Annotated in this window: 8 protein-coding genes; 1 reads left to right on the forward strand and 7 read right to left on the reverse strand. The window is 63.4% G+C overall.

All coding sequences use genetic code 11. The annotated features are described in order from the left end of the window. The coding region (locus JOZ76_RS32835) for an acyl-CoA dehydrogenase (protein ID WP_291705539.1) at window positions 1-828 on the forward strand (828 nt) is incomplete at its 5' end. A 160-nt stretch (window positions 829-988) separates the two neighbouring features. Here the strand turns inward: JOZ76_RS32835 and JOZ76_RS32840 are convergent. From JOZ76_RS32840 to JOZ76_RS32870, 7 genes are all read right to left on the reverse strand, one after another. Next, window positions 989-2026 carry an amino acid ABC transporter substrate-binding protein gene (locus JOZ76_RS32840; protein ID WP_291705540.1) on the reverse strand — a complete coding sequence of 346 codons (1038 nt, stop codon included), beginning with the start codon at window positions 2024-2026 and terminating at the stop codon, window positions 989-991. 52 nt (window positions 2027-2078) lie between these two features. Further along, window positions 2079-2678: a L,D-transpeptidase gene (locus JOZ76_RS32845; RefSeq protein WP_291705541.1), complete on the reverse strand. Its 600-nt coding sequence runs from the start codon at window positions 2676-2678 to the stop codon at window positions 2079-2081. 271 nt (window positions 2679-2949) lie between these two features. Then, window positions 2950-3066, reverse strand: a complete 117-nt coding sequence (locus JOZ76_RS32850; protein ID WP_291705542.1) for a DUF2474 domain-containing protein — start codon at window positions 3064-3066, stop codon at window positions 2950-2952. Beyond that, window positions 3063-4073, reverse strand: coding sequence for a cytochrome d ubiquinol oxidase subunit II (gene cydB, locus JOZ76_RS32855; RefSeq protein ID WP_291705543.1), 1011 nt, complete (start codon window positions 4071-4073; stop codon window positions 3063-3065). Before cydB ends, JOZ76_RS32850 begins: the two co-directional genes overlap by 4 nt. Then, complete coding sequence (locus JOZ76_RS32860; RefSeq protein ID WP_291705544.1) at window positions 4070-5467, reverse strand: cytochrome ubiquinol oxidase subunit I; 1398 nt, start codon at window positions 5465-5467, stop codon at window positions 4070-4072. The genes cydB and JOZ76_RS32860 overlap by 4 nt, the downstream gene beginning before the upstream one ends. Before the next feature lie 253 nt (window positions 5468-5720). Then, window positions 5721-6722 carry a hypothetical protein gene (locus JOZ76_RS32865; protein ID WP_291705545.1) on the reverse strand — a complete coding sequence of 334 codons (1002 nt, stop codon included), beginning with the start codon at window positions 6720-6722 and terminating at the stop codon, window positions 5721-5723. A 515-nt stretch (window positions 6723-7237) separates the two neighbouring features. After that, window positions 7238-7849: a sigma-70 family RNA polymerase sigma factor gene (locus JOZ76_RS32870; protein WP_291705546.1), complete on the reverse strand. Its 612-nt coding sequence runs from the start codon at window positions 7847-7849 to the stop codon at window positions 7238-7240. Window positions 7850-8794 lie beyond the last annotated feature (945 nt).

Here is an 8794-nt window from a genome sequence, read left to right on the forward strand (position 1 = left end):
AGTGCCGCGCAGCAGCAGGAGCATCTGCCGAGGATTGCCTCAGGTGCGCTGCTCGCGACGCTTGCGATCGATGAGGGCCCGAAGCATCGGCCGCTCCACACACAGATGCAGGCTGTTCGCTCCGGCAACGGCTTTCGGCTCTCCGGCGCCAAGGCGCTCGTCGTCGATGGCCATGTCGCCGATCTCCTGATCGTGGTGGCGCGCAGCGCGGGCTCACCCGGCGAGCGCGACGGGCTGACCCTGTTTCTCGTCGATCCCAAAGCCAGGGGCGTCGCAGTCGAGCGCACCGTGATGGTCGATGCCCACAACGCCGCCCGCATCGTGTTCGATCAGGTCGAGGTCGACGCCGATCATGTGCTCGGCGAGGTGGACGGCGGCGCACCGTTACTGGAAGCCGTGCTCAACATCGGCCGCGGCGCGGTTGCTTCGGAAATGCTCGGGCTCACCGAGGAGGTGTTCGGCCGCATCGTGACCTACCTGAAGGAGCGCAAGCAGTTCGGCAAGGCGATCGGCGAGTTCCAGGCGCTGCAGCATCGCGCCGCGCAGCTCTACATCGACATCGAGATCACCCGCGCCGCGGTGCTGAAAGCGCTGCAGGCACTCGACGCCGACGTCACCGAGGCGGCCGCCGCGGTCGCCGTCGCCAAGGCGCGCGCCGGCACCACCGCGACGCGCGCGGTGCAGGAGGGCGTGCAGATGCATGGCGGCATGGGCATGACCGACCAGTTCGACATCGGCTTCTTCATGAAGCGCGCGCGGGTCTGCGAGGAGTTTTTGGGCGACGCCAATTTCCACGCCGACCAGCTGGCGCGGCTGCGGGGATATTGATGGCGCGCGTTCACCTCGCCAATAGTGGTCATCGCCCGGCTTGACCGGGCGATCCAGTACGCCGCGCCTTATCGGCTCAAGCACTGACGTCTCTGGGATACTGGATCACCCGCTTTCGCAGGTGATGACGAGTTGAGTTTGGGCTTGCTCGAGCGAATGGCTACCTTATTGGCGGGGCGTACTGGATGCCGCCGGCATTCCAGAGCTGGTTCATGCCGCGCGGAATGTGCAGTTTCGACTCCGCGCCGACATTGCGGTCATAGACCTCGCCGTAATTGCCGACATGGCGGATGATGCGCACCGCCCAGTCCTTGGTCAGCCCGAGGTCCTCGCCATAGCTGCCCTCGGTGCCGACGAGGCGCATCACCTCCGGCTTCTTCGATTTCAGCGCCTCGTCGATGTTCTTCGAATTGACGCCGAGCTCCTCGGCATCGATCATCGCATAGAGCGTCCATTTGACGATCATCATCCAGTCGTCGTCGCGCTGACGCACCACGGGCGCGAGCGGCTCTTTCGAGATGACGTCGGGCAGGATGATGTGATCGTTCGGCTTGGTCATGTTCAGCCGCAGCGCATAGAGCTGCGAGACGTCGGCGGTAAACGTGTCGCATTTGCCGGAATCATAGGCCTTGATGACCTCCTCCAGCTTGGGAAACTTCATCTCCTCGAATTTCATGTTGTTGGCGCGGAAATAGTCGGCGAGATTGAGCTCGGTCGTGGTCGAGCCCTGCACGCAGACCTTGCTGCCGTTGAGGTCGAGCGCGCTCTCGATGTTGCGGGCGCGGGGCAGCATAAAACCCTGGCCGTCGTAATAGGCGACCGCCGGGAAATAGAGGTCGTAGTTCTGTTCGCGCGACATGCTCCAGGTCGAGTTGCGCGAGAGGATGTCGACCTTGCGGTTCTGCAATTCCTTGAAGCGCTCGCTGGCTTCGAGCGGGATGAATTTCGCCTTTGCCGGGTCATCGAAGATCGCGGCCGCGACCGCGCGGCAGAAATCGACGTCAAAACCGGTCCAGTTGCCCTTCTCGTCCTGGCTCGAGAAGCCGGGCAGGCCGACATTGACGCCGCAATAGACTTCGCCGCGGCGGACGGTTCGCTTCAGCGTGCGGGTGTCGTAGAACTCGTAAATGATTGCGACGACTGCCACCAGCACGGCAACCGCGAGCCCGATCAGGAGGCCGCCTCGAAATGTGCGCATGATTGATCTCTCGCCAATGAATCGGGAAAATGCACGCTTTTGCCGCGAGACGTCAGAGCTCGGGCTTCTGCCGCACAACCACCCTGGTGCCGACCGGCACGCGGTCGTAGAGATCGCTGACGTCGTTGTTGACCAGGCGGAAGCAGCCCGATGAGACCTTGGTGCCGATCGTATCCGGCCGGTTGGTGCCGTGGATGCGGTAGACCGTGGTGCCGAGATACATCGCGCGCGCGCCGAGCGGGTTGCCCGGGCCGCCCGCCATGAAGCGCGGCAGATAGGGCTGGCGCTGAATCATCTCGGGCGGTGGGGTCCAGTCCGGCCATTCCGCCTTCTTGGTGATGTTCAGCAGGCCCTGCCACTGAAAACCGTCGCGTCCGACGCCGATGCCGTAACGGATCGCGCGGCCGCCGGGCTGCACCAGATAGAGGTGGCGTTCGGCGGTGGCGACGATGATGGTGCCCGGCGCCTCGGTGGTCCGGTAGTACACCACCTGTTTCTGCCATTCCGGATCGAGCTCGTAGGTGTCGTCGGCGATCAGACCAGGCTGATCGCCGGGATCGCTCTGCGGCTGCTGCGCGTAGCTGTGTGCGGTTGAGAAGATGAGGCCAACCGCTGCGATCGTGCTGCAGAACAGGTGACGAAATTCCAACATGCAATGCGCTCCTTGCGGCCCCGGCCGCCAAGTTGCCTCAAAATTCAGATGTCTCCACCCATCAAATCTCAGGGCGAGCTTGATGGCAAGGTCATGGCAGTCCGTTCATCTTTCGCTGGAATGTCACCATGTCGTCATCGCCCGGCTTGACCGGGCGATCCCGTATTCCAGAGACAGCGAGGCATGAGCCGAGGCGCCGCGGCGTACTGGATGCCCTGCTTGAAGCGGGGCATGACAGCCGAACAAACGGCACGATTTTCCAACCGCGTGATCATCTCGGCATCAGCCACAGCCGCAAGCCGAACGAGAGCAGCGCGACGCTGCCGACGCCGCAAAGCCACAGCGCGACGAACCACAGCAGGCGTTGTCTCAACGGCCGTCCCGTCAATGATAGCCCGCTCCCGCTTTCACCTTGCCGCGGAATACCCAGTAGCTCCAGCCGGTATAGATAAGAATCAGCGGAATCAGGAATGAAACCCCGACCAGCAGAAAGAGCTGGCTGTCGCGCGGGGCGGCCGCCTGCCATATCGTGATGCTCTGCGGCACGATATAGGGATACATGCTGATGCCGAGCCCAGCATAGGACAGCGCAAACAGTGCGAGCGTGAGGAAGAACGGCCTGGTGTCCTGCCGCTTGGCGAGGCTGCCGAGCAGCAGCACCGTCACGGCGACGACCGCAACGGGCACCGGCGCGGTCGCGATGATGTTCGGCCAGGCGAACCAGCGCTGCGAATAGTGGATGCTCAGCAGCGGCGTCGCCAGGCTGACCGCGACGATGGCAACGAGCATGGCCAGCAGCAGCCACCAGCTGAGGCCGTAGGCGCGGTCACGCAGCCGGTCCTCGGTCTTCAGCACCAGCCATGTCGAGCCGAGCAGCGCGTAGCCGACTACGAGCGAGACGCCGGTCAGGATACTGAACGGCGTCAGCCAGTCCCACCAGCCGCCGGCATATTGCCGTCCCTCGACATGCACGCCCTGCAGGATCGCGCCGAGCGCGATGCCCTGCGCCAACGCGGCGAGCCACGAGCCGCCGGCGAAGGCGATGTCCCAGCGATTGCGCTGCGCCGTCGTGCGCCAGCGGAATTCGAAGGCGACACCACGAAAGATCAGGCCGACCAGCATCGCGATCATGGGCGTGTAGAGCGCCGGCATCAGCACCGCATAGGCGAGCGGGAACGCAGCCATCAGTCCGCCGCCGCCGAGCACGAGCCAGGTCTCATTGCCGTCCCAGACCGGGGCCACCGTGTTGGTGATGGTGTCGCGATCCTCTTTCGCTGGAAACAGCGGAAACAGGATGCCGAGCCCGAGATCAAATCCGTCCATGACCACATAGACGAAGACTGCGAATGCGATGATGAACGCCCAGACGGTGGTGAGGTCGATCGTTGCGCTCATGGCACCACACTCTCGATTGCGGGCGTGATGCCGGCGGCGCGGGCCGGTATGTCGCGCGGCACGCCGGGCTCGCCGGGATGCGGCGGATGCGCCATCAGGCGCAGCATGTAGACCACGCCCACCGTGAACACCGTGAAGTAGACGATCGCGAAAGCGATCAGCGAGCAGCCGACCGCGGGGGCGGCCAGCGGCGAAGCGGACTCGGCGGTTCGCAGCAGGCCGTAGACCGTGAACGGCTGGCGCCCGGTCTCGGTCGTGATCCAGCCCGCGAGCACCGCGATGAAGCCGGCCGGAGCCATCAGGATGGCCAGCACATGCAGCAGGCGCGATTGGTACAGCCTGCCGCGCCAGCGCTCCCAGGCGCTGAACAGGCCAAGCGCGAACATCAAAAGCCCCATGCCGACCATGATCCGGAACGACCAGAACGGGATGAACACCGGCGGCCAGTCCTGCCGGGGCACGGTGTCGAGACCCTTCATCGGCGCATCCGGGTTGTGCTGGAGGATCAGCGAGCCGAATTTCGGGATCTCGACCGCATAGTCCATGCGGCCCGCCTTCTCGTCGGGCAGGCCGAACAGGATCAGCGGCGCGCCGTCCGGATGGCTTTCGAAATGGCCCTCCATGGCCATGATTTTTGTCGGCTGGTGCGCGAGCGTGTTCAGGCCGTGCTGGTCACCGGCGAGAATCTGGATGGGGGCGACGAGCGTTGCCATCCACATCGCCATCGAGAACATCACGCGGCTGCCCGCCTGGTGCGGGTCGCGCAGCAGATGCCAGGCGCCGACGCCGCCGACTGCGAACGCCGTGGTCAGATAGGCGGCGAGCACCATGTGGACCAGGCGATAGGGGAAGGACGGGTTGAAGATCACCTTGTACCAGTCCGCCGGCACGAACTGCCCGTCGGCGTTGAGCGCATAGCCGGTGGGCGTCTGCATCCAGGAATTGGCGGAGAGAATCCAGAACGCCGAGATCAGCGTGCCGATCGCCACCATCAGCGTGGCCAGGAAGTGCAGCTTTGGTCCAACGCGCTCCAGCCCGAACAGCATGACGCCGAGGAAGCCGGCCTCGAGGAAGAACGCGGTCATCACCTCATAGGCCATCAGCGGGCCGATCACCGGGCCGGTCTTGTCGGCATAGGCGGACCAGTTGGTGCCGAACTGGTAGGACATCACGATGCCGGAGACCACGCCCATGCCAAAACCGATGGCGAAGATCTTTAGCCAGTATTTGAACAGATCGAGATAGACCGAACGGCCGGTCCACAGCCACAATGCTTCCAGCGTCGCGAGGTAGCTCGCAAGTCCGATCGAGAAGGCGGGAAAGACGATGTGAAACGACATCGTGAACGCGAACTGCGCCCGGGCGAGCGTCACCGGGTCGAAGCCATCGAACATCAGGGGCTCCTGTCGTGATCGCCCCCGAAGGACTTCAAGAGGTCGGCGAGGTCCTGGGGGCCGATGCGACACTCATAAAGTCGATCCTGACGATGTTTTCAAGGCACCCGGTTACGCACGTCATTCCGGGACGGTCTCAACGGGTCCGCGCATAGCGCGGCCCGATGGGACCGGACCCGGAATCTCGAGATTCCGGGTCCGCGCTTCGCGCGCCCCGAAATGACAGCGGGTGATGGCTCGCAGTGCTCGCGGCTCAGATCGAACTGTTCGCTGAGTGACGAAGGCCGAGCCGCCGGATGATTTCGGCGCGCACCGCGAGGGCCTGGTCCTCGTCGTGACTGCTCGGGCTGCGCAACGTCTTGCCGGTGCGCAGCCGGATCTTGATGGTGAAGAGATTGCCTTCATCCGAGCGGTTGCGACCGAGGTCGACGGCTTCGATGTCGCTGCTGCGGATGGTTTGCGCCGAAGGCCGCCCGTTCAGCGAGACCCGCTGGATGCTGATCTCGCCTTGCCGGATCACCCAGGCCTTGCCGACCATCAGATACGCGTAGCGATGCAGTGCCAGGGCAACGAGCAGGCCGAGCGCCCAGAGGCCGGTGCCGGTCCAGGACAATAGTCCGGAGAGCAGCGCGATCGCGAGCGGAAGGCTGCCGAGACCAGTCAGCACGACGATGCCCCTGCGGATGTCGCGGACGTGGTCGAAGCTGATCGACGAACCGAGCCGGATTTCGGCATTCATGGCATCGAGCGGATTGTCGACCGGCGTGACGTCCGAACGGCCGAGCAGGCGGGCCACGTCCGCGCAGGTCTCATTGACCCGCGTGACGTCCGGCAGCGGTGGCGATACCAAAACGTCGCCTGAAGCAAGCCGGCAGACGAGGCTGAAGCTTGCCGGATAGGCGAGCCTGTTCTTGCGCACCTGAAGGCTGGCGATCTCGCGGGCTTCGATCAGGCGCTTGCGCACCCCGCCCGGTGGACGCTGTTCGCCGGTGATGATGCCGGTGCGCGTGATGATCCAGGCGACATTGCGTTCGAGCGCGGCGCCGCCGATCAGGAACCATCCGAGCGGCAGTGCGAACAAGGCGCCGAGACCGGGCGGCGGACCGCCCGAGATCCAAGCGATGAATTCGGGGGTGGCGATCAGCAGAACCACGAGCCCGGAACCCGCCCGGATCAGCCGCTCCTTGAGCGAGGAGCCCTTGCGCAGGCGTACGTCGCCTGATGTCGTTGCGTCCAGTGTGGCCGCCTTGTCCATCGAAAGCCGGTCAGCGGAGACTTGTGGTCAAAAATCTGGCGTCAGAGGTGCGGGCCAACCTCCATGAGGTGCCGCGTTCCGTCAAGCCGAATGTCCTGCGGCTTGATGCTGCAACGAGCAAACGATGAACAGCGCGTGCACGACCGGTCGTTCATCTTCAAGAGCTTGCGGATCGCACGATCGATCTGCCATGCCGGTCATCGCCGTCAGCATGGAAAATCAGAGTGAACGCGCCGCCGTTCCCGGGATGCATCGACCGAACCATCACGCCTGTCAGGGCGTGACCAGAAATCGTGCGGATCAGCAGTTAGCGCAAACGCGAACGACCCGGAGGGGGGCATCCCTGCCGGGCCGTTGGAGGCAATTGGGAGGTTCGAAACCGTTTCAGCCTGTTTCTACCAGATGACCTTTTCAGAGTGATTTCGCGAATTGTTTCATTTGTTTCATCGCGGGTGAGGCGCAGTTGACCGCTGAACTCTTCGTGACTCGCTCAAGATATTGAACAAATTGAACTTTCAGGCTGCGATGCTGTTGACGCCGCAGCCCCTGAGCAGGTCAGCGAGCTGCTTGCGGGCATAGAACATGCGGGTCTTCACCGTGCTCTGTGGGATGCCGATGATGGCGCCGACCTCCTCCACCGACTTCTCGTGGTAGTAGACGAGGTTGATGATCTCGCGGTGGGCCGGCGACAGTTTTGCGACACAGGCGCGCAGGATGGCGCTGGTGGTGCGGCGGTCCAGCGACGTTTCCGGCGTGTCGGCTTCGTCGGCAATTTCCCGCACCTCTTCCTGGTCGATGTCTTCGTAGCGGCGCTGGCGCAGCGAGGTCAGCGCCTTGAAGCGCGCAATCGACAGCAGCCAGGTCGAGACCTGCGAGCGGCGCTCGAATTGGCCCGCCGTGCGCCAGACGTCCAGGAACACCTGGCTGACCAGGTCTTCCGCCATCGTCGCATCGCGCACGATGCGCAGGATGAAGCGATAGACCCGGACGTTGTGACGCGCGTAGAAGGTGTGCATGGATGTGCGGTCGCCGTCGGCAATGCGCTCCAGCAGCATTTCGTCCGACGTCGCCTGAGCAGCAATGATGCCCTGGCTGGCAGCGTCGTTGATGGCGATGACGTTTTGCATGACAGGCTCCCAGTTCGGCGTTTCCGCCGGCGCGTTGTTGGCCGAAGTGTTAATGGGCCAGCGTTTCGGGACGTCTGCACGGAAGGGGGAAAATGGTTTCGTGCGCGCGCCAAATTGTTTCGTCGCGCAGCTCGCGATGAAACACTCAAGGCGAAAATGTGAATTTTTTCAAAGAGCGGATGATTGAAATAAAATTACGCGGGTGTCGCTGACGGACACCCTGACCTCTTACTCTTCTTTAAGTCTCCGGAAATCGCAGTTCGGCGTCGCGCATTGCTTCATGCCAGCCATTCGCGATCGGGATAGGTGGCACAAAGGTGATGTTTCGCGCCCAGGTTGAAGCAGGGCCGGCTGATTCGCCCTTGCAGGCCGCTGTTTTTCATGAGGCACGCCCTCGATTGGTCCGTGAAGCGGCTGGATCACGTGCGCCAAGAATCGAATTTCGTGAGGTGATTCAACGCTGATTCTATTGTCCAGTGCCTGGCGCAAAAATATTCTGATTCCGTTTTTCAGAAAGATATGATTTGCTCCTGTCACCCCGCCTCGATGCAGAGGGCGTATCGCGATCGTCACGACACGTGGGGCGGGCATGCGGTGGACGCGAGGATGATGCCGGACGAGCATCGTCGGCGCGGACGGCGAAAGCGCGTGGTCCTGGTCTCCCGACGCTGAGGCCAAGTTCGCGAGATGATGATCTCGCGGGCGATGGGAGCAAGAAAGCCCGGTTCCCAGGGAGCAACTGTGCTGAGAGGTAGACCGGCGATCGGCCGGCCTCAAGGCTGGCGCGAAGACGCGCCACCGCCTTCGGCGGCTGAAGGCCTTGACCCCGTCCGCTCGCCGGTCTGTCGGCTTGGCATGCGCTCGGTCATGGACCGAGCGCGAGAAAGACGCGCTCGCTCAGTTCACCGCAAGGCGTAGCGGCTGGGATCCCATTTTTCGCCGCGA

This window comes from Bradyrhizobium sp. (assembly GCF_019244115.1).
Lineage (GTDB): Bacteria > Pseudomonadota > Alphaproteobacteria > Rhizobiales > Xanthobacteraceae > Bradyrhizobium.